Source organism: Kitasatospora sp. NEAU-CNBT7, from assembly GCF_057220535.1.
In genome coordinates this window covers 166,557-186,769 of record NZ_JBXQQB010000016.1, presented here as the reverse complement: position 1 = coordinate 186,769, position 20,213 = coordinate 166,557, and the positions used below count along the sequence as shown (strand labels likewise).

Annotated in this window: 20 protein-coding genes; 8 read left to right on the top strand and 12 right to left on the bottom strand. The window is 75.9% G+C overall.

Annotated elements, in window-relative coordinates:
* Nucleotides 1–787 (top strand): vitamin B12 dependent-methionine synthase activation domain-containing protein (locus tag AC2TEW_RS21840; RefSeq protein ID WP_484625016.1); only part of this gene is annotated, 787 nt, incomplete at its 5' end.
* A 73-nt stretch (nt 788–860) separates the two neighbouring features.
* On the opposite strand, the gene AC2TEW_RS21835 is transcribed toward AC2TEW_RS21840, so the two are convergent.
* Nucleotides 861–1,529, bottom strand: a complete 669-nt coding sequence (locus AC2TEW_RS21835) for a hypothetical protein (protein ID WP_484625015.1) — start codon at nt 1,527–1,529, stop codon at nt 861–863.
* A gap of 233 nt (nt 1,530–1,762) precedes the next feature.
* On the opposite strand from AC2TEW_RS21835, the gene AC2TEW_RS21830 reads away from it, so the two are divergent.
* From AC2TEW_RS21830 to AC2TEW_RS21820, 3 genes are all read left to right on the top strand, one after another.
* A complete protein-coding gene (locus AC2TEW_RS21830) occupies nt 1,763–2,458 on the top strand; it encodes a DedA family protein (protein ID WP_484625014.1) in 696 nt (231 codons plus the stop codon).
* Between the two features lie 91 nt (nt 2,459–2,549).
* Nucleotides 2,550–3,218 carry an O-methyltransferase gene (locus AC2TEW_RS21825; RefSeq protein WP_484625013.1) on the top strand — a complete coding sequence of 223 codons (669 nt, stop codon included), beginning with the start codon at nt 2,550–2,552 and terminating at the stop codon, nt 3,216–3,218.
* Between the two features lie 91 nt (nt 3,219–3,309).
* Nucleotides 3,310–4,212: a Gfo/Idh/MocA family protein gene (locus tag AC2TEW_RS21820; protein WP_484625012.1), complete on the top strand. Its 903-nt coding sequence runs from the start codon at nt 3,310–3,312 to the stop codon at nt 4,210–4,212.
* Nucleotides 4,213–4,226: 14 nt separating this feature from the next.
* Here the strand turns inward: AC2TEW_RS21820 and AC2TEW_RS21815 are convergent, their stop codons facing one another.
* The 3 genes from AC2TEW_RS21815 to AC2TEW_RS21805 all read right to left on the bottom strand — a co-directional run bounded on the left by AC2TEW_RS21815 (nt 4,227) and on the right by AC2TEW_RS21805 (nt 6,658).
* Nucleotides 4,227–4,664, bottom strand: coding sequence for an SCO4402 family protein (locus tag AC2TEW_RS21815; protein WP_484625011.1), 438 nt, complete (start codon nt 4,662–4,664; stop codon nt 4,227–4,229).
* Nucleotides 4,664–5,749: a hypothetical protein gene (locus AC2TEW_RS21810; RefSeq protein WP_484625010.1), complete on the bottom strand. Its 1,086-nt coding sequence runs from the start codon at nt 5,747–5,749 to the stop codon at nt 4,664–4,666. The genes AC2TEW_RS21815 and AC2TEW_RS21810 overlap by 1 nt, the downstream gene beginning before the upstream one ends.
* Nucleotides 5,750–5,812: 63 nt before the next feature.
* Nucleotides 5,813–6,658 (bottom strand): lysozyme, encoded by an 846-nt coding sequence (locus tag AC2TEW_RS21805; protein WP_484625009.1) that lies wholly within the window; start codon nt 6,656–6,658, stop codon nt 5,813–5,815.
* 198 nt (nt 6,659–6,856) lie between these two features.
* On the opposite strand from AC2TEW_RS21805, the gene AC2TEW_RS21800 reads away from it, so the two are divergent.
* On the top strand, nt 6,857–7,384 hold the full coding sequence (locus tag AC2TEW_RS21800) for a GNAT family N-acetyltransferase (protein ID WP_484625008.1): 528 nt from the start codon (nt 6,857–6,859) through the stop codon (nt 7,382–7,384).
* Here the strand turns inward: AC2TEW_RS21800 and AC2TEW_RS21795 are convergent.
* From AC2TEW_RS21795 to AC2TEW_RS21785, 3 genes are all read right to left on the bottom strand, one after another.
* Nucleotides 7,371–8,654, bottom strand: a complete 1,284-nt coding sequence (locus AC2TEW_RS21795; protein WP_484625007.1) for a phosphodiester glycosidase family protein — start codon at nt 8,652–8,654, stop codon at nt 7,371–7,373. The genes AC2TEW_RS21800 and AC2TEW_RS21795 overlap by 14 nt on opposite strands.
* Nucleotides 8,655–8,755: 101 nt before the next feature.
* Entirely contained in the window at nt 8,756–9,145 is a 390-nt protein-coding gene (locus tag AC2TEW_RS21790) for a YkvA family protein (RefSeq protein ID WP_484625006.1), read from the bottom strand.
* Nucleotides 9,146–9,224: 79 nt separating this feature from the next.
* Nucleotides 9,225–9,836, bottom strand: a complete 612-nt coding sequence (locus tag AC2TEW_RS21785; protein WP_484625005.1) for a hypothetical protein — start codon at nt 9,834–9,836, stop codon at nt 9,225–9,227.
* Nucleotides 9,837–9,997: 161 nt separating this feature from the next.
* Between AC2TEW_RS21785 and AC2TEW_RS21780 the strand changes: the two genes are divergently transcribed.
* Nucleotides 9,998–10,273, top strand: coding sequence for a hypothetical protein (locus AC2TEW_RS21780; protein WP_359892308.1), 276 nt, complete (start codon nt 9,998–10,000; stop codon nt 10,271–10,273).
* Between the two features lie 76 nt (nt 10,274–10,349).
* On the top strand, nt 10,350–11,663 hold the full coding sequence (locus AC2TEW_RS21775; RefSeq protein ID WP_484625004.1) for an ATP-grasp domain-containing protein: 1,314 nt from the start codon (nt 10,350–10,352) through the stop codon (nt 11,661–11,663).
* Between the two features lie 3 nt (nt 11,664–11,666).
* Here AC2TEW_RS21775 and AC2TEW_RS21770 read toward each other — a convergent pair whose 3' ends face one another.
* Nucleotides 11,667–13,715, bottom strand: coding sequence for an amino acid adenylation domain-containing protein (locus AC2TEW_RS21770; RefSeq protein ID WP_484625003.1), 2,049 nt, complete (start codon nt 13,713–13,715; stop codon nt 11,667–11,669).
* 336 nt (nt 13,716–14,051) lie between these two features.
* On the opposite strand from AC2TEW_RS21770, the gene AC2TEW_RS21765 reads away from it, so the two are divergent.
* Complete coding sequence (locus AC2TEW_RS21765) at nt 14,052–14,696, top strand: HNH endonuclease family protein (RefSeq protein ID WP_033821838.1); 645 nt, start codon at nt 14,052–14,054, stop codon at nt 14,694–14,696.
* Nucleotides 14,697–14,768: 72 nt separating this feature from the next.
* Here AC2TEW_RS21765 and AC2TEW_RS21760 read toward each other — a convergent pair whose 3' ends face one another.
* From AC2TEW_RS21760 to AC2TEW_RS21745, 4 genes are all read right to left on the bottom strand, one after another.
* Nucleotides 14,769–15,257, bottom strand: coding sequence for a glutathione peroxidase (locus tag AC2TEW_RS21760; RefSeq protein ID WP_484625002.1), 489 nt, complete (start codon nt 15,255–15,257; stop codon nt 14,769–14,771).
* A 104-nt stretch (nt 15,258–15,361) separates the two neighbouring features.
* Entirely contained in the window at nt 15,362–17,383 is a 2,022-nt protein-coding gene (locus AC2TEW_RS21755; RefSeq protein ID WP_484625001.1) for an ATP-binding protein, read from the bottom strand.
* A gap of 211 nt (nt 17,384–17,594) precedes the next feature.
* The gene (locus AC2TEW_RS21750) at nt 17,595–18,839 is read right to left on the bottom strand and encodes a cytochrome P450, cyclodipeptide synthase-associated (RefSeq protein WP_484625000.1); all 1,245 of its coding nucleotides are present in this window, start codon (nt 18,837–18,839) and stop codon (nt 17,595–17,597) included.
* A gap of 311 nt (nt 18,840–19,150) precedes the next feature.
* Nucleotides 19,151–20,179, bottom strand: coding sequence for a 2-dehydropantoate 2-reductase (locus AC2TEW_RS21745; RefSeq protein WP_484624999.1), 1,029 nt, complete (start codon nt 20,177–20,179; stop codon nt 19,151–19,153).
* Nucleotides 20,180–20,213 lie beyond the last annotated feature (34 nt).

The following is a 20,213-nucleotide window of genomic DNA, read 5'->3' as shown; positions in this document are numbered from 1 at the left end:
GCCGCCGTTCTGGGGGGACCGGATCGTCAAGGGGATCCCGTTCGCGGACTACGCGTCCTGGCTGGACGAGGACGCGCTGTTCAAGGGGCAGTGGGGGCTGAAGGCGGCGCGGTCCGGGGAGGGCCCGTCGTACGAGGAGCTGGTGGAGACGGAGGGCCGGCCGCGGCTGCGGATGTGGCTGGACCGGCTGCAGACGGAGGGCTGGCTGGAGCCGGCGGTGATCTACGGGTACTACCCGGCGAACTCCAAGGGCGATGATCTGATCGTCTTCAACGGGGACGGCTCCGAGCACACCCGGTTCACCTTCCCGCGGCAGCGCCGGGGTCGGCGGCTGTGTCTGGCGGACTTCTTCCGTCCGGAGGAGTCGGGTGAGCGGGACGTGCTGGGGCTGCAGGTGGTGACGATGGGCAACCGGGTGTCGGAGGCGGCGAACGAGCTGTTCGCGGGCAACGCCTACCGGGACTACCTGGAGCTGCACGGGCTGTCGGTGCAGCTGGCGGAGGCGCTGGCGGAGTTCTGGCACGCCCGGGTCCGGTTCGAGCTGGGCTTCGGTGACGAGGACCCGCAGGACGTGCGGGACATGTTCGCGTTGAAGTACCGGGGTGCGCGGTTCTCGCTGGGCTACGGGGCGTGCCCGGAGCTGGAGGACCGGGCGAAGATTGCCGAGCTGCTGCGGCCGGAGCGGATCGGGGTGGTGCTCTCCGAGGAGTTCCAGCTCCACCCGGAGCAGTCCACCGACGCGATCGTGATCCACCACCCCGAGGCCACCTACTTCAACGCCCGGTGACCTTCACCACCCGGTGACGCGGCCCGCCCGCCCGCCCGGCTGCGCCCCCGCCCCCGAGCGGCCGAGGTCCTGATCAGCCGAAGTCCTGATCGGCCTCGGCGTAGAGGTCCTGGATCTCCAGGCCCTCCGGCCCGAGACCGGTCCGCTCGGCGTGCTCGAGCATCCGGGGGCCGTACTCGGGGTGCTCGGTCAGATCGGTGTAGCTGTCGAGGTCGAGGTCGAGCACCCCGGCCTGGTGGGCGAGGTAGACGTCCAGGCCCGGGTACATCACGGCCACGTACGGCAGGTCGTCGATGTCGGTGACCAGCACCGGGTACTCGCCCACCGAGTCCGGCTCGCCGACGTAGAGCAGCCGACGGGAGTCGCTGCCGCCGGCCAGCGGGAAGCAGCGGCCCGGCAGCAGCGCCTCGAACTCGCCGAACATCTGCGACCAGACCGCCTCGGCGCCGTCGAAGCCGTACAGCAGATCGGTGGTGTCGGACAGGGCGCGGCCGTCCAGGGCGGGCGCCGCCGGGTCCGGGTACCACCCCAGGGCGCCGAGCCAGGCCGAGTCGTACGCCAGCCAGCGCCGCAGGCTGGGCGGCAGCGGCCGGCCGCCGGGCAGCCGGAGGGCGTCGATGACCTCCGGCGCCAGCGGGACGGGCTCGGCGGGCATCGGCTCGTCGCAGTACTCCCAGCCGTCCCGGCGGACCGCCGCCACCACCCGCTCGACCAGGGCTGCGCCGTGCATGTTCGGATCCATGCCCGGCAGTGTGGCAGCCGGGTCGGACAGCCCGGCCCGCGGGCGCCCGCGGCGGCGGGCGGACCGCACCCGGCCGGGCCCCGGGAACCGCCGCCCGGACCGGCGCGTTGCTGGTGGCGAGGGGCGGACGGGTTAGGCTGCCCTGACAGGGGGAGCCTCGCCGTATCCGCACGCGTGGGGCCGTTACCGGTGTCACGGCAGCTGTCGCACCACGCCCACGGAGGTAGTCCGTCTTGCACATCGACCAGTGGATCGACGGTGTGTCGCCCGCCGCGGTGTACGCCATCGTCGGTCTGATCATCGGACTGGAGAGCCTCGGCATCCCGCTGCCCGGCGAGATCGCCCTGGTCTCCGCCGCGCTGCTGGCGGCGCAGGGCCACGTCAGCCCGTGGTGGGTGGCGATCTGCGCGATCCTGGGCGCGATCATCGGCGACTCGATCGGCTACTCGATCGGACGCAAGGGCGGCAAGCCGCTGTTCGAACGGCTGGGACGGAAGTTCCCCAAGCACTTCGGCCCGGACCACCTGGAGAGCGCCGAGCGCTCGTTCCAGAAGTGGGGCATGTGGGCGGTGTTCTTCGGCCGCTTCGTCGCTCTGCTGCGGATCTTCGCCGGGCCGCTGGCGGGTGCGCTGCGGATGCCGTACTGGCGGTTCCTGACCGCCAACGTGCTCGGCGGCGTGGTCTGGGCCGGCGGCACCACGCTGCTGGTCTACCAGGTCGGCAAGGTCGCCGAGAAGTGGCTCAAGAGCTTCTCCTGGATCGGGCTGGTGGCGGCCGTCCTGGTCGGCGCCGGTTCGGCCTGGCTGATGAAGCGCCGGGCGGCGAAGGCGAGGGCCGAGCACCCCGAGGTGTCCGGCGGCAAGAGCGGCACCCCGGTCGAGCCGGTCGAGCCGGTTCAGGCCGCGCCGGCCGCACCGGTCGCGGACTGAGCCGCCCCCACCGCTGGAGGAGGGGCCGCGGACGGTTCCGCGGCCCGACGGATCGCACGCATGTGACCACCGAGCGACGAGGAGGCCCGCCGTGGGCCAGCAGCAGTGGACGGCAGTCGACGACTACTTCAGCGAGGTGCTGATCGGCGCGGACGAGGTGCTCGACGGCGCGCTCGCCGCGGCCGACGCCGCGGGCCTGCCGCACATCAACGTGGCACCCAACCAGGGCAAGCTGCTCCAGCTGCTCGCCGTCACCCGGGGCGCCCGGCGGATCCTGGAGATCGGCACCCTCGGCGGCTACAGCACCATCTGGCTGGGCCGGGCGCTGCCCGCCGACGGCCGGCTGGTCACCCTGGAGATCGACCCGGCGCACGCCGCGGTGGCCGCGGCCAACCTGGAGCGGGCCGGGCTCGCCGACCGGACCGAGGTCGTCGTCGGCCGGGCCGCCGACTCCCTCGCCCGTCTGGCCGACCAGGGTGTCGAGCCGTTCGACTTCGTCTTCGTGGACGCCGACAAGCCCAGCAACCCGGTCTACTTCGAGTGGGCGCTCAGGCTCACCCGGCCCGGCGCCCTGATCGTGGTCGACAACGTGGTGCGCGGCGGCGAGGTCGCCGACCCGGACTCCGCCGACCCGGCCGTGCGCGGGGTACGCACGCTGCACGACCTGATCGCCGCGGAGCCGCGGGTCTCCGCCACCTCGGTGCAGACCGTCGGCGTCAAGGGCTACGACGGCTTCACCCTGATCCGGGTCGAGAGCTGAGCCCGGACGAGCGGGCCACCCGGACGGGCGGGCCACCGGGGCGAGCGGGCCAGCGGGACCAGGAAGCCACCGAGATGAGGGCAGGAAGACGATGAGGGTAGGACTGCTCGGTACGGGACCGTGGGCGCAGCGGGTCCACGCGCCGGCGCTCGCCGCGCACCCGGGGACGGAGTTCGCCGGGGTGTGGGGCCGCCGGCCCGAGGCGGCGGCCGCGCTGGCCGGGGCGCACGGCGTGCCGGTGTACGAGGACCTGGACACGCTGTTCGCCGAGGTCGACGCGGTGGCGGTGGCGCTGCCGCCGTCCGTCCAGGGCGAGCTGGCGATCCGGGCGGCGGAGGCCGGGCGGCACCTGCTGCTGGACAAACCGGTCGCGCTGGACCCCGCTGTCGCCCGCCGGCTGGCCGAGGCCACCGACCGCCGGGGCCTCGCCTCGGTGGTCTTCTTCACCCTGCGTTTCAACGCGGACCAGGCCGCCTGGCTCACCGCGCAGGCCGCCGAGGCCGACTGGTTCACGGCCCGCTGCGAGTGGCTGGGCGCCGTCTTCACCTCGCCGGACAGCCCGTACGCGGCCTCGCCCTGGCGCAAGGAGAACGGCGCGCTCTGGGACGTAGGCCCGCACGCGCTGTCGATGCTGCTGCCGGTCCTCGGCGACGTCGTGCACGTGACCGCGGCCGGCGGCCCGGGGGACACCGTCCACCTGGTGCTGCGGCACGCCGGAGGTGCCAGCTCCACCCTCACGCTGAGCCTGACCACCCCGCCCGCGGCGGCGGTGGACGGGGTGTCGCTGGAGCTGCGCGGCGCCGCCGGGCTGACCCGGATGCCCGGCCGGAACGAGGGTCCGGCCGAGGCGTACGCCCGCGCGCTGGACGCCCTGCACGTCGCGGCGGCGGGCGGCCCGGCGCACGCCTGCGACGCGGCCTTCGGCGCGCGGGTCAGCGAGATCCTCGCCGCCGCCGACCGCTCCCTCGCGACGGGCGCGGGCCTGGCGCTCTGACGCCTGGCGATCGGTCAGCCGCCGGCCGGCCCGGTGCCGGGCGGCCGGCGGTGACCGGCGTCGTGCAGCCCGGCCAGGGCCTGGTGGTCGTTGGCCACCATCACCTGGGCGAGCCGGGCTGCCGCCGCGACCACGGCGGACCAGCCCGGGGCGTCCAGGAACGCCTGGTCCGGGGCGTCGGCGCCGACCGAGTCCTGCACCGCCGTGTAGGCGGCGCCGAGGTGTGCGGTCAGTTCGACCTCCTCCTGGGTGCGGAGCGTCCGTCCCAGCCAGGGCGCGGGATCGTCGGCGTCGCAGAAGTCGTCGAAGAGCACGTGCACGGTGTACGCGAGGTCCTCGAACCGGGCCGGGTCCAGCCAGACCTCGCGCTGCCACGACGGGCCGGCCAGTGCCACGACCGCGGGTACGACGTGGAGGCGGTGGTGCGGCAGGGCGATGCCGTGATCGATCATCAGCCGGCCTTGGGACGGCGGTCGGCCGGGCGGGTCGGGGGGATCGGGGCGGACGGGAAGTCGCGGGGGCCGGTCCACAGGGAGGGGACGGCGTCGCTGCGGCGGGCGAGTTCGTAGCCGATCGCCTCGTAGTTGACCCGCCAGCCCTGGAAGTGCGGCCAGGCGTCGGCGGTGGCGCGTTCGGCCGGGAACCCGGACGCGGTGACCATCGCCACCGCCGCGTCGAACTCGGCGAAGCTGAGCCGGATCGGGCCGTCCGGCTCGGGGTCGGGGTCGTACGCGATGCGCAGGGCGTCGGCGATGTCGCGCATCGCGGTGAACCCGGCGCGCAGCACCAGCCGCGCCTCCGGCGGCGCGCTGCGCGGGCTGAGCGCGAGCTGCATGGCGGCGGCGTCGAGGACGGCGAGCAGGCCGACCACCCAGTTGCGGTTGGGCTGCGGGGAGCGGAAGGACAGCAGCACGGGGTAGTTGGAGTGGCCCTCGCCGATGTCCGCGGCCAGCCGCTCCCAGCTGCGGTACAGCTCGGGCAGCGCGGTCTCGGTGCCGACCAGGGCCTGCCGGGCCAGCAGCTCCGGTCCCCAGGCGGGTTCGCCGGCCCGGGTCTGCAGCAGGGTCACCTCCACCTCCCGCCGGTTGTACGCGCCGTACAGGGTCGGCAGGTAGCCGATCAGCAGCGCGATGATCAGCGGGCCGGTGGCGGCGGCGAGGAAGTCGAGGGCGGACAGGCGCAGCCGGTCGTTGCTGGCGAAGCCGAGAGTGAAGAGGCTCGAGCCGGCCTCCCGGAAGGAGACGCTCCAGCTCAGACCGGAGGTGCCGTACAGCAGCAGGGTGTAGGCGGCCAGGGTGCCGAGCAGCCAGGTGCCGAGGGTGCAGACCAGTATCAGCGGGGCGAGCCAGGTCTGCACCCGGTCGAGCGTGCGGTAGCCGAAGGGCGCCGCCGCGAGCCGCAGGACGGTCCGCAGCACCGCCCAGAGCCGGTTCACCAGGATCGAGTAGAGGCCGCGGGGGACCACCAGGGTGCGCAGGATGCTGGCGATGGTGAGCCCGAGCAGCGCCAGCCCGGCCAGGGTGATGATCATCCTCATGCGGTCATTGTGTCCCGGGGCCCCCGCCGACCCGCGCAGGGGCCCCGGTGCGGTCGGGCGGGGTCAGCCGTTGGCGAGTGCCTGGAGCCGGTCGTAGGCGCCGTTGAAGAGGTTCTGGTCGCCGGGGAAGGTGCCGGAGTCGGCGTACTGCCAGATGGTCTGGTACGACCAGCCGGCCGGCAGGGTGCCGGGGGTGCCGGCGTAGCGGGCCAGCCAGAGCGGGTCGGTGGCGCCGAAGGACGCGTTGTTGCCGGTGCAGGTCTTCCACCAGTCGGTGGTGGTGTAGATGACCGGGTAGCGGCCGGTGCGGGTGTGCACGGTGGTGCTGAAGTCGCGGATCCAGCCGACCATCGCGCTCTGGCCGAGGCCGTAGCAGGTGGCGCCGTACGGGTTGTACTCGATGTCGAGCGCGGGCGGCAGGGTCCGGCCGTCGCGTGACCAGCCGCCGCCGTGGGCGGTGAACCAGGTGGCCTGGGCGGCGCCGGAGGAGACGTCGGGCAGCGCGAAGTGGTAGGCGCCGCGGATCAGCCCGGCGCCGTACGAGCCGTTGTACTGCTGCGCGAAGTACGGGTTGCGGTAGGTGGTGCCTTCGGTGGCCTTGACGTAGGCGAACCGGGCGCCGTCGGCGGCGGCGGCGCTCCAGGCGACGTTGCCCTGCCAGCTGGAGACGTCCAGGCCGGGGGTCTGGGTGACGGTCAGTTCCGGGGCGGGGGAGCCGGGGGCGTTGCCCTCGTGGGCGGCCACGGTGGAACCGGCGTGGTCGAGTTCGGGGTGGAGCGGGGGCCGGGGCCGGCCGGCGGCCTGCGCGGGGGCGCCGGCCGCCCCGAGCAGGACGGCGGCGCAGGCCAGGGCGGTGGCGGTGCGGCGGAGCGTTCGGCCGCCGGTGGGCGGTAAGGCGCGGACTCGCATGGAGCACTCCCTTCGACCGGGCACGGCGGGGCGGGGGAGGGGCGTGGGGGGTGCATGGCCGTGCCGCGAGCAGGATAGTCATGCACCCGACAGCGGCACCAGAGGCCGGTCCGGCGAACCCCCGCGGGCCCCCGGCGGCCTGTGGCACCATGGCGGCGGGTGCCCTCGGGGCCGACGACCGAACGAAGGAGTACGGGCGTGGCGAACGAACTGACCTACCGGATCGCAGGTCCCGCGGACGTCCCCGCCCTGGTGGCGCTCATCGAGTCCGCCTACCGGGGCGAGTCCAGCCGGGCCGGCTGGACCACCGAGGCCGACCTGCTGGAGGGCCGCCGCACCGACGCCGAATCGCTCGCCGCCGTGCTCGCCCGCGAGGGCTCGCTGGTGCTGCTGGCCGAGCGCGCCGGTGACCTGCTGGCCTGCTGCCACCTGGAGCGCCGCGCGGGCGCCGCCTACTTCGGGATGTTCTCGGTCCGGCCCGATCGGCAGGGCGGCGGCCTCGGCCGCGCGGTGCTGGCCCGTGCCGAGCGGCTGGCCCGCGACCAGTGGGGCGCGGCCCGGCTGGAGATGACGGTGATCGAGCAGCGGGCCGACCTGATCGCCTGGTACGAGCGGCGCGGCTTCGAGCGCACCGGCGAGTACTCGCCCTTCCCGTACGGCGACGAGCGCTTCGGCGTCCCGCTCCGCCCCGACCTGCGGTTCGAGCGGCTGGTCAAGGCCCTGTGACGGCCCGCGCGCCCGGCTGCCCGGGGAAGATCGCGAGACCGTTGGCGACCGCCCGTTCGAAGCCCTGGTCGAGCCGGTTGCGGACGGCCGCCCGGCCGCTTCCCGGGTCGCGGGTGACCAGCGTGGACGAGCCGCCGCCGTCCAGGTAGACGCCCTCCTCGCAGCCCGACGACGCCAGCAGGTCGGCGAGTTCGCCGAGCGTCAGCCCGCTGGAGGCGTGCTCCCGGCCGTCCGTCGCCAGCAGCCGCAGCACCCGGCCGCCCTGCGCCAGGCCGACGGCCGTACGCGGCTCGGCCACCTCCCGGTCCAGCCCCGGCAGCGGCCGCCCGCCGGCCAGCAGCCGGTGCGCCCCGAGCGCGAAGGAGAACGGGCGGCCCGAGTCGGCGGCCACCAGCCGGTAGTCCACCCCGACCGGGGTGCCGACGGCGGCGCCGCGCAGCGCCCGCGCCCCCTCCTCGCGCCCGAACAGCACCAGGTCCCCCGGTGCGACCGGGCCGCTCCCCGCCGTCGGGGAGGCGGCCGCCACCCGGCCGTGGCGGACCGTCAGCTCCCAGGTGTCGCCCGTGCACGCGCCGCCGCGGTCGGTGTCCGTGCCGCAGGCGGCGCGCGCCCGCGCGGCCCCGCCCCAGTCCGCGGTGAACGCGCCGATCGAACCGGCCGCCAGTGCGTACTGGTTGAGGCCGCGCAGCGGACTGGTCCCCGCCGGGGTCCGCACCTGCCCCCGCAGGGCCAGCCGCGCCGTCCGGGCCACCCCGTCGACGCCCACGCCGACCACTTCCTGCTCGCTGTCCCCGGGCAGCGGCGGCACGCCGAACCGCTGCCCCGGCGGCACCGCCGCCTTCAGCGCCCGCCCGCCCGCCACCACCGGCCCCGACGGTGCGCCGGTCGCCGGGACCCCGGGGTGCTCCGCCTCGCTGATGTCGAAGAAGTCACCGTTGACCGCCGCCAGCGCGCCCTGCGCCTCGGCCATCCGGGAGACCCGCTCGCGCGCCGCCACCACCCCCGGGTACAGCAGGCCCGCCCGTACGCCGGTGCGGCGCAGGTCGGCCGTCACCAGGTGCACCCGGGCACCGCCGTGCGCGGTCGGCACGGCGAACGCGCGGTACTCCACGCCGGGGGCGAGCCGCTCCACCGCCCCGTCCGCGGCGACGGCCGGCCCCGCGGGCAGGCCCGGCCCGGCGGCCAGCGCGCAGACCGCCAGCGCGGCGGCGGTCCGGGTACGGGCGGTCGCGGTACCGGTGGCCGTGGCGCGGCCGGCGGGCTGCCTCATGCGGCACACTGTGCGGGCCCCGGGCCGGCCGGCCCGGCAAGCTCACCGCCCGGACCCCGGCGTCCACCCGTACGGACCGGTCCGCCCGGGCCGGGCGCAGATCAGACCGGGTCCGGCCCCGGACCGCGGCGCCACTCCACGTAGCGCCCGGACTCCCTGGTCAGCCCGGCCAGGAACCACACCAGCACGGCGGTGTCATCGCTCCAGCCGACCACCGGGAAGACGTCCGGCACCGCGTCGAGCGGGCTCACCAGGTACAGCCCGACCAGCAGGCCGAGGCCCACCAGCTTCCCCGGCCCCACGCCGGGGTAGCGGCGCAGCAGCACGTCCCCGACCAGCCGCGGCAGCGCCGCGACCCGGGCGCCGAGCCCGGGCGCGCCGGGCCGCCGGGTCTCGCGGTACAGCCCCCATGCCGAGCGGCCGACGGCCGCACCGTCCAGCCCCCGCGCACCGCGGCCGGCCCGGCCCTTCGCCGGTACCCCTGCGCCCATCACGGTCTCCTCCCGCGTACCGGCCCGACCACCGCCGGCCCGTCCTTCACGGTACGGGACCGGCGGGCCCCGGCGGGGCTCAGCCGCCGTACAGGCCGCGGCAGACCTGGGCCTGCTGGGAGCCGGGCTTCCACTGGCCGAGCCGTTCCGCCTCGGCGCAGATCGCCAGGCCGGACAGCAGCGGCGGACTCGGCTGCGGACGCACCGCGCCGCCCGGCGGCCGGTGCACCGAGGCGGACGGCCGGGCCGCGCCCGTGCGGCGGCCCGAGGGCGACGGCGGGGACGCGGCGGGCGCCCCGCCGGCCGGGCCGCCGGACGCCGTCGAGCGCTGCACCTCGTCGTCGGCCACGGCGGTCGCGCCGACGGGGCCGGAGGTGCCGGACCGCCCGGGGGAGGGCGGACCCGGCACCGGCGGCGGGGCGAGCGGCGTCGGACCGGGCCCGGCGGTGGAGGTGCCGCCGACCAGCGTGCCGGTGGACTCCTCGGCCAGCGGTCCGCAGGTGGCCAGCAGCCCGCCCAGCACCATCGCACCCCCGAGCAGCACCGCCACCCGCGCCACCCGCTGGGCGCGCGGCCGCGCGGGCCCGGCCTGCGGTGCCCGGGGCGGGGGCGGGGGCGGTACGGCGGGCGGCCCGGCGGGCTGCTGCCGCTCCCAGGAGTACTGCCAGGGCGGCTGCCACTGCTCTTCCACGCGATCCCTCCACGCCGTCCGGCCGTCCGGCCCGTACGGGCCCGGGGCACCCGCCCGCCGTGCCCAACGACGGACCGGCGGTTGCGGAACGGCCCACGCGATGCGTCCACCCGGCCGAGGCACGGAGTGCGGCGGCCCGGCCCCGCGGCGATCCTGGCGGGATGGAGAACCTCACGGAGCGCGCCGCACACAGGGAGCACACCATGGACGACCCCAGCCGGAGGGTGAAGCCGCTGGTCGAGATCGCCGAGTTCCGGACCGACAGCCGCTACCGGCTGGTCCGCTTCGAGGGCATCGGCTGGAAGCCGCTGGCGCCCGAGGAGTTCGAACCGGAGATCAAGCACCACTTCCCGGACCTCGACCCGCACGACCCGCTGCTGGTGCAGTGGGAGGACCGCCCCTGGGAGTGGCCCGCCTGGCACCCCGGCGAGGCCTGACCCGCGGTCAGCAGCCGTCCGAGGAGCCCCGCCCTTTCCGGCCCCGCCCGCCCGGGCGGGGCCGTAGTCTCGGCGGATGGGTACCGCAGCGTGGGCCGAGGCCTGGACCGGCGGCCGCAGGGCCGTGCACATCGGGAACGTCGCCGACTTCAACGCCCAGTTCCTCCCCAGGTCGGCCGACAGCACCCGGCACGGCCACCACTACTCCTGCCTCGCCGCCTTCTACAGCCCCCACCCGGCCGTGCTGGTCCTGCCGCACCAGGTCGAGCCGGAGTGGGTCCGCCGGCTCGAGGGGATCCTCGACTGGTCCGAGGTCGAGGTGCACAGCGGCCTCGCCGGGGACGGCCGGCTGATCGGCCCCGCCCTCGCCGCCCGCCCCGAACTGCGCCGCCGGCTCGACGCACTCGCCCTGCCCGTCCGGCACTGGGGCACCACCGAGGGGACCGGTCCGGGCGTGGCGGCCGTCCGCCGCTACGAGGCCAAGGACGCCTCGCACGCCCTGTTCACCCGCCTCGCACCCGGCCACCCCGGCATCCGGGTCCCCGCGCAGCGCGCGGTGGACTCCCCGCGGGCCGTGGCCAGGGCCGTCGACGAACGGGCCCGCACCGGCCGGAGCACCGTCCTCAAGGCCCGGCACGGCGTCGGCGGGTTCGGCACCGCCGTCCTGACCCCCGGGCAGGTCGCCGCCGCCGGCGGCGCCCGGAACCTGCTGCGCCGGCTGGCCGGCGACCGGGTCCTGCCGTCCGGCACCGGCCTGCTGGTCGAGGAGTACGTCGAGGGCGGCGGCCGGCTGCGCCACCCCAGCTTCGACGGTCTGATCACCGAGGACGGCACCGTCCACCCGGTCGGCGTCGCCCTGATGCGGGTCGAGGACACCGCCTACGCGGGCGCGACCGTCGGCCCGGGCACCGTACCCGCCCGGCTGGCCGCCGCGGCCGTCCCGTTCGGCCTCGAGGTCGGACGGGAGCTGGCCGCGGCCGGCCACCGGGGCTGGTACGACGTCGACTTCGTCACCGACCCGGCCGGGCGCCTCGCCCCGACCGAGACCAACGTACGGCTCACCGGGCCCGCCGTGGCGTTCATGATCCAGGCCCGGCTGGACGCCGTCCGCGGCCCCGGCCACCTGGTCCGCACCATCGACCGGCTGCCGCTCGGCGCCCGGCTCGGCCAGCAGGCGCTGCTGGCCCACCTGGAGGCGGTGGCCCGGCGCTGCGCCCGGTTCGGCGCCACCCTGCTGCCGACCATCCCCACGGCCGGTTTCGAGGCACAGCCGACGGTGGGCGTGGCCCTCGCCGCGACGGACCCGGACGCGCTGGACGCGGCCGAGGCGGTCGCCCGGGCCGCCAACCTGGCCCTCGGCGACCCCTTCGACCCGCTCACCGCCGGGTGAGCGTCAGCGGACCGGCCGGGGCGCCTGCCAGGTCAGGAAGCGGACCACCACCGCGGCCGAGGCGATCAGCGCGATGTTGAACACCACCACCAGGGCGCCCTGGGTGGACCAGTTCCGCGGGTCGGTGGTCCGGTAGAAGTTGTCCTGCGGCCACCAGGAGGCCAGCAGCCAGAACACGGCCACCCGGGTCAGCACGGTCAGGCCGCCGGGGCGGCCGGACCGGGCCAGCGCCGGCCCGCCCAGGAGCAGGAAGGCGAGGCCGAGTCCGGCGCCCAGCGACTCGGCCCAGTACAGCAGCTGGAACACGGTGGCCCACGGCTCCGGGACCAGCCGCAGATCGGTCGAGCCCGGCCAGAAGGTGGAGGTGGACAGCCGGGCGAGCACGGTGAAGAGCACCGTCAGGCCGGCCCACACCCCGGAGGTGGTGTCCCCGTCGGCCCACACCCCCGCCGCGCCCTTGCCGCCCGAGGCCCGCCGGCCCGACTTGCCGGACGGCGCCTTCTCGGCCCGGGGCGCGGGCAGCGGCAGCGCGGCCCGGTCGAGCTTGCCCGCCCGGGTGCGCGGGAGGCCGGGCAGCGGCACCACCGCGTCCGGCAGCGCGTCGGCGGGCAGCCGTTCGGCCAGGTGGCTGCGGAGCGCCCAGGCGTCCGCCGCCCGGCCGGGGTCCGCGACCACGTACGCGACCAGGGCCGGCTCCCTGGCCGGCTCGAGGTCGACCGTGGCGACCGCGCACTCGAGGACGTCCGGGTGCCCGCGCAGCAGCGTCTCGACCCGGACGGCGGCGGCCGTCTCCGGGCCGAGGTCGCGGCTGACGAACTCCAGGATGCCGTCCGGGCGCAGCCGCCCGAGGTCACCGGTGCGGTAGAGCCGCAGGTCCGGGCGGGCCGGGTCGGCGAAGAACCGTTCGGCGGTCAGCTTCGGCTGGTTGAGGTAGCCGCGGCCGACACCGGGACCGGACAGGCAGATCTCGCCGCACTCGCCGGGCGCCACCGGGACGCCCTGCGGGTCCAGCAGGTGCACCCGGTTGCCCGGGAAGGGGACGCCGATCAGGGACAGCCGCTCCGGGTGCTCGGGCGGGTCCGCCAGGGTGGCCGGGTCGAAGTAGGTGCTGTCCACCGCGGCCTCGGCGACGCCGTAGACGTTGATCTGCCGCACGTCCGGGCCCAGGTAGCGCTGGATCCGCAACTGCTCGTCCAGGTACCACTTCTCGGCGCCCACCGACAGCAGCCGCACCGCTCCCAGCTCCAGCCCGAGCGGCCGGAGATGGGCGAACAGCCGGCGCAGCAGGTGGACGTTGACCTCCATCACGGTGATCCGCTCGCCGATCACCAGCTCGTGCAGCTCGCGCAGTTCGGCCGTGCGGTCCAGGGTGAAGTTGCGCCTGGCCATCACCAGGGTGGCGCCGGTGCCGAGCGCGCGCAGCCAGTCCGCGGTGAACACGTCGAACTCCAGGGTCGCCGTCTGCAGGATCCGGTCGGCGTCGGTCAGCCGGTACACCTCCTGCCAACCCCGGTACGCGTGCAGCAGGTTGCGGTGCTCGATCTGCACGCCCTTGGGGGCGCCGGTCGACCCCGAGGTGTAGAACACGCAGGCCACGTCGGCGTCCCGGACCCGGACGTCCGGCGCCGTGGACGGCAGCGCGGCCAGGGCGCCGGCCTCGGTGTCCAGACAGAGCACCGGACGTGAGGTGGCGTCCGCCAGCCGGACCCGGTGCACCTCGTCGCTGACCACGACCACCGGGTCGGCGTCCGCCAGGACATGACGGATCACCGCATCCGGGCCGGTCGGCTCCAGCGGCACGTAGGCACCGCCCGCCTTCAGCACCGCCAGCACTGCCGTCAGCAGCTCGGGCCCCCGCCCCAGGGCCACCGCCGCGGGCCGCTCCGGGCCCAGCCCGAGCGCCACCAGCCGGTGCGCCAACCGGTTGGCCCGGGCGTCGAGTTCGCCGTACGTGAGCTGCTCGGCGCCGCACACCACGGCCGGTGCCCCCGGCGCCCGGCGGGCCTGCTCCTCGAACAGCCCGTGGACGGTGCGTACCTGTGCCGTCGTCATCGCGCATCCCCTCCCTGCGTCGACAGGACCACGCCGATCCTGTCCGCCCCCACTGACAGTGTGCAGCCAGTACTTCCCTGTGACGCCCGCCGGTCGTCCGGTAGTTGCACACCTGTCACCGGTTCGGGACCTGTGGCCGCGCGCCGGCCGCCGGCCCGGCCGCCGCACCTGCGCGGCGCGGGCGCACAGGGCGGGCACAGCGGCTCCGCAGACCCGGCGGGAACTGTTCACCTCCCGGGTCTACCCGCGTAAACCTGGTGCGCGCCAGGCTGGTTGACCGTCCGAACACCCATCCGTACGGACGCCGTCCCCGCCTCCCCGCCCCCAGGAGTCCGCATGCCCGCGAACCGCCCGCTCCGCCGCGCAGCCGCCGCCGCGGCCACCGCCCTGCTCGCCGCCGCCGCGCTGCTCACCGGCACCGGCACCGCCGAGGCCGCCCTCCCCACCCCGGTCTCCACCGCCACCGCGAAGAGCTACCTGGCCGCGCTCACCGTCACCGCCGAGTCCCACACCTCGACCTACGACCGGGCGCTGTTCCCGCACTGGATCACCATCTCCGGCACCTGCAACACCCGCGAGACGGTCATCAAGCGGGACGGCAGCGGCGTCAGCACCGACTCCTCCTGCGCCGCCGTCAGCGGCAGCTGGACCTCCGCCTACGACGGCGCCACCACCACCAACGCCTCCAGCTTCGACATCGACCACCTGGTCCCGCTCGCCGAGGCCTGGCGCTCCGGCGCCTGGGCCTGGACCACCGCCCAGCGCCAGGCGTTCGCCAACGACCTCACCCGCCCCCAGCTGATCGCCGTCTCGGCGAGCTCCAACCGCTCCAAGGGCGACCAGGACCCCACCACCTGGCTGCCCCAGGCCTCCTACCGCTGCACCTACGCCCGCGCCTGGGTCCAGGTGAAGTACTACTACGGCCTCAGCGTCGACAGCGCCGAGAAGTCCACCCTCACCTCGCTGCTGGGCGGCTGCTGACCACCCGCGCACAGCGCCGCCCCTCCCGCCGGACGTCCGGCGGAAGGGGCGGCGCGCTGCGATCGGGCCCGGTCAGGCCGGGAGCTGCGCCTCGATCGCCGCGATCAGCTCCTCGGCCTCCGGCTCGGTCCGCGGCCGGAACCGGCCGGCCACCGTGCCGTCCGCCGCGACCAGGAACTTCTCGAAGTTCCACTGCACGTCCCCGGCGGCGCCCTCGGCGTCCTCGGCCTCGGTCAGCCGGGCGAACAGCGGGTGGCGGTCCTCACCGTTCACGTCCAGCTTCTCGAACAGCGGGAAGGTCACCCCGTAGGTCATCGAGCAGAAGGTCTGGATCTCCTCCTCGGTGCCCGGCTCCTGGCCGCCGAACTGGTTGCACGGGAAGCCGAGCACCGCGAAGCCGCGGTCGGCGAAGCGCTCGTGCAGCCGCTCCAGGCCGGCGTACTGCGGGGTGAGGCCGCACTTCGACGCCACGTTCACCAGCAGCAGGGCCTTGCCCTTGTAGTCGGCGAGGGACGCCGGCTCGCCGGCCAGGGTGCGCAGCGGGATGTCGTAGAGGCTCAAGGTCGGGTCCTTCGGTCGGGGTGCGGAACGTTCCAGCAGCTCACAACCTACGCGGCGGCCCGGGTGTTCCCGCCCGGCCGCCCCCGCGCCGGCGGCGGCCCCGCTCAGAGCGGGGGCGGCTGCTCGCCCGGGTCGCCGAACAGCTCGCGCTGCCACAGCGCCTCGCAGAGCAGGTCGAGGCCCTGCCGCAGGTGCCGCCGGTAGGTGCCGTACGGCAGGCCGAGGCGCCGGGCGGCGGCCTCCTGGGTGGGCGCACCGGAGAAGTAGCTCGCCGACAGGGCGTCGCGGGCCCGGACCCCGCGCGGGTCACGGGCGAGGTCGTCGACGGCCCGGCGCAGCAGGGCGCGCAGCTCCCCGGCCGGGTCGTCGAGGTCGGCCGCGATCCGGGCCCGCATCAGCGCGCAGGCGGCGAAGGCACCCGGGTCGCGCCAGTGCGCCAGGGCCTCCCGGACGGCCTGGTCGAACGCGGTGCGGGAGGTGCCGGACGGCCCGGACGGGACCGGCACCTCGGTGGCCGCGATGAAGTGGCGCAGCCAGGTCTCGACCGGCACCAGCCGCCAGTCGACCGCGAACAGCCCGTACGTGTACTCGCCGACCCGCGGCCGCGCGCCGGTGTCGGCGAGGCTGCCCCTGACCCGCGCGGCCCACGCGTCGGCGTCCCGCCAGACGGCGAAGCCGAAGGCCCGGCCACGGGCCCGGGCGGACTCCGCCTGGGCCCGGGAACTGCTCAGGTCGATCACCCGGGAGGGGACCTGGTACCGCTCGGGATAGACCGTGAAGCGGCTGACCCCGATGTGCTCGCCCGGGCCGACCGGCGCGGTGGCGGCGGCGTACTCCCAGGCGGCGGCCACGACCGGGTCGGCGGCCAGGTCCTCGGGGTCCGGCGGGGACGGCAGCGCCAGACGGGCCGTGAACGCCACGATCCGGCCGGTGGTGACCAGCCGGTAGACGCTGAAGGCCTGCGGCTGGCGCTCGGCCCAGTAGCGGACCACGGCCGCGGACGCCGGGCCCTCGGTCTCGGCCGCCATCCGCAGCACGGTGTCGAGGTCGTCCGGGTGCAGCGGGCGGTCGTGCACCTCGTCCTCGCGGGACCAGGTGCGCAGCCGGGCCACGATCTCCCCGTCCCGGAAGAGGTAGAACAGCTCGTCGGTGACGGTCCAGACCCGCTCCTCGGGGGCGTCGCGCAGCAGGCGCAGGTACTCCTCCGCCAGCCGGCGGCGCATGTTCACGAAGGCGTTGGGGGCCCGCCAGCGCAGGTCGGCGGCGAGCGTCTCGCGGGCGGCGTCGTGCGGGTGCAGCCCCCGGTGGGTGGACTCCATGAACGGCAGGTCCCGCAGCCACGCGAACAGCAGATGGGCGTCCTCCTCCGGCAGCACCGCCGCGAGCAGCTCCTCGGAGGTCGAATAGGCCTGCGCGGCCACCTCCAGCGCACGGCGGTGGGCCGCCGAGGGCACCTCCCCGATCAGCCCCACCAGCAGGGTCCGCAGCACGTCGGCCGACGGCGCCCAGACCTCCTCCCGGTTCCAGCCGGTCCAGCCCGCCGCCGCCGCGAGCGACAGCGCCAGCGGGTTGCCGCCCGCGAAGCGGAGCACCAGCTCCCGCAGCTCCGGCCCGATCGCCGCCGCGGCCAGCAGACTCCGGGCCTGCTGCTCGGTGAACGGCTCCAGCTCGGTCACGTGCAGCAGACCGGCCCAGGCCGGGTCCGCGGTCCACTGCGGCTGCGGCGCGAGCCGCCCGCCCAGGACGACGAGTGCGCCGTCCGCCGCCCGCGGCAGGAAGTGGTGCCACAGCCAGCTCTCCAGCCACTGGCAGTGCTCGAAGGAGTCCACGAACAGCACCGTGCCGGGCACGTCCAGGAAGGCCGCCGCCGCCCGCTCGAAGTCGGCCGGGTCCCGGCCGACGAACCGCCCGTCGAGCTCGACCAGCAGCCGGCCCGCGGCCCTGGCGTGGTCCGCCAGCCGCCGCAGCAGCGTCGACTTCCCGATCCCGCCCGGCCCGAACACGTAGAAGGCGAACGGCGCCCCCGGATCGTCGGCCAGCGCCCCGGCGAACCGCCCGAGCTGCTCGTCCCGCCCGATGAAAGCCTGTACGCGCGCGGTGCTCAGCCGCTCTCCGACGGACACCATGACGGCTCCCCTTCCCCGTGCCCCGCACCGGACGACGACCTCCGGCTGTTCCTCCGGCCCCGGCGGCGACCGGTACCCGACGATCGGTACCCGAACGGTCCGGCCCGCCGCTGCGCCACCCTGATCCGGCCGGCCCGGCCGATCTCGGGACCCGGCCCAACATACCCGGTATGGCCGGGATTTCGATATCACCGGAACCCCGGACGGGGCCTCAGCCGCCCGCCGGACCGCCGGCCGTGCCCTCGGGGACGGGGGTGAAGTCCAGCAGGAGGGACACCGGACCACGGGTGTACAGGCCGCTCTCCCGGTACCGGAAACCCGGTGCGAGGCGGACCCGGTCGAGCAGCGGGAGCAGCAGCGCGGCCACGGTCTCGATCTCCGCGCGGGCGAAGGCCGCACCGACGCACTGGTGCAGCCCGGCGCCGAAGGACAGGTGCTGGGCGGCGGCGGTGAAGGAACGGGCGGTGCCCAGGTCCGCGCGGTGGAGGTCGAAGGCGTCCGGGTCGGCGAAGGCCGCGGGGTCCCGGTTGGCCGCGCCGATCATGCAGAACACGGTGGCGCCCGCCGGTACGACGGTGCCCGCGAACACCGAATCCTCCTCCGCCTGGCGGGGGATCAACTGCACGGGCGGGGTGAGGCGCAGGGTCTCGGCGATGGCCGCGGGCAGCAGGGCCGGGTCCCGGCGGACCCGGGCCAGCTGGTCCGGGTGGTCGATCAGGTGCTTGAGCAGCAGGGCGAGCGTCTTGTCGGCGGGCTCGACGGCGGCTATCAGGACGTTGATGATCAGCGCGGTGATCTCGCGGTCGCTCATCGCGATGCCCTCGAACTCGGCCGTGCACAGCATCGAGATCAGGTCCCCGCCGGGATCCCGTCGCCGCTGCTCGATGACCGGTGCGAGGTAGGCCTCCAACTGCTCGGCGCAGTCCAGGCAGTGGCGGCGGCGTTCGGGCGTGAGCACCAGGCCGGTGATGAACTCGCCGACCCCGCCCAGCCACTCGGCGACCCGCCGCCAGTCCCGCCGGTCCAGGCCGAGGACCTCGAGCGTCACCTGGACGGCGAACGGCTTGCCGAAGTCGTCGACGACATCCATCCGGCCCCGGGGGAGGAACGGCGCGACGAGCTCGGCGGCGATGGAGCGGATCGCGCCGACCTGCTGCTGCAGGGCCGGGCCGGTGAAGCCCCGCACGACGATCTTCCGCTTGGCGGTGTGCTCGGCGCCGGTCATCTGGGCGAGCACCGGCCCGCGCATCACCGGCTCGGCGCGCACCTGCAGGGTCCGGGTGGTGAACGCGTCATGGTCCGTCAGCACCCGCCGCACATCCCCGTGGCGGGAGAGGAAGTAGCTGTCGAGAGCCGGCTCGTAGTGCACCGGCGACCGGTCCCGCAGCCGGCCGAAGTACCGGTAGGGATCGGCGGCGAAGTCCGGGGACAGGACGCTGAAGCTGGGCTCGGGCACGGGGCGGGGACCTCTCGGGGCAGCGGGGGCGGACACTGGGGCGCCGCCCCGGCGGCTCGCACGGGGTCGGTCCGTACGGGGGCCTCGTACGGGAGTTGCTCCGTACGGTGGCCGGTGCGTCCGTGCGTCCGTGGGGACGCGCCGAGGCCGGCGGCCAGGACGGTTCGACGGCGGTCCGCCGGAGACGGCGGTTCGCAGGACTATAACCGGCCGCCGGGCGGGCCGGTCCGGGGGAAGGCCCGCCCGGCTCGCCCCGCCCGGCCGGCGCCGGCCGAGGAGGCAGCCGGCCGACGTGTCAGCGGGCCCAGGTGTCAGCGGGCCGCGGCGAGTTCGGCGAGAAGTGCGGGCCCGGCCCAGCCGGGCGCCGTGCCGGGGGCCGCCGCCTCCGCCTCGCGGACCAGGGCGATCAAGCGGGCGTTGGCCGGGGCCGCGAGGGCGTGGCGTCCCGCGAGCGCGACGATCTCGCCCTGGAGCGAGTCGATCTCGGTGGGGCGGCCGCGCTGGAGGTCCTCCCACATCGAGGAGCGGGCGGTGGCGTCGATCCGCAGACTCGCCCCCGCCAGCAGCTGGAACAGCGCGTCCGGCAGTCCCAGCACCCGTGGCATCAGCGCGGGCGGCACCGGCCCGAGCCGGGCCGGCGTCACCCCGGCGGCCCGGAACGCCGCCAGGGCCTCCCGCTGGCAGTGCGCCACGCACAGCCGGTACGCCCGCTGCCCGACCTGCTCGCGCAGGGGCAGGCCGGAGAGCGCGTTGACCGCGTTGTTGAGGTTCAGCAGCAGCTTCGCCGCCTGGACGGCCGGCATGTCCGACCGCAGCTCCAGCAGCAGACCGCCCGCCCGGGCCGCCGCGGCGAGCGCGTCCGCGCCCTCCCCGGCCGCCAGCATCAGAGAGCCGCCACTGCCCTGGTGGAAGGCGGCGGGCCCGGTCCGCACCACGTTGTACGGCACCATGCCGGCCAGCACCCGGTGGGACGGCAGCGCCGCCGCCAGCACCGCCGGGTTGTGCAGGCCGTTCTGGAAACTCACCACCACCGTGCCGGGGCCGAGGTGCGGGGCGAGTTCCCGGGCGGCGGCCGCGGTGTCCGCGGACTTCACCGTGACCAGGACGAGGTCCGCGCCGGCCGCGGCCTCCGGCCCTGTGGCGGTGGCCAGGCCGCGGACCTCGCGGCGGGCCGGGCCCGGACCGGTGAGGGTCAGCCCCCCGGCGTCGATCTCGGCCATCGCGGCCGGCCGGCCGATCAGCGTGACGTCGGCGGTCGCGGCGAGCATGCCGCCGAGGTGGCAGCCGATGGATCCGGCGCCGAACACGGCTATCCGCGGCCGGGCATGGGGGGTGGACACGAGGCTGCTCCGGATGGACTCGGGGGCGGGCGGA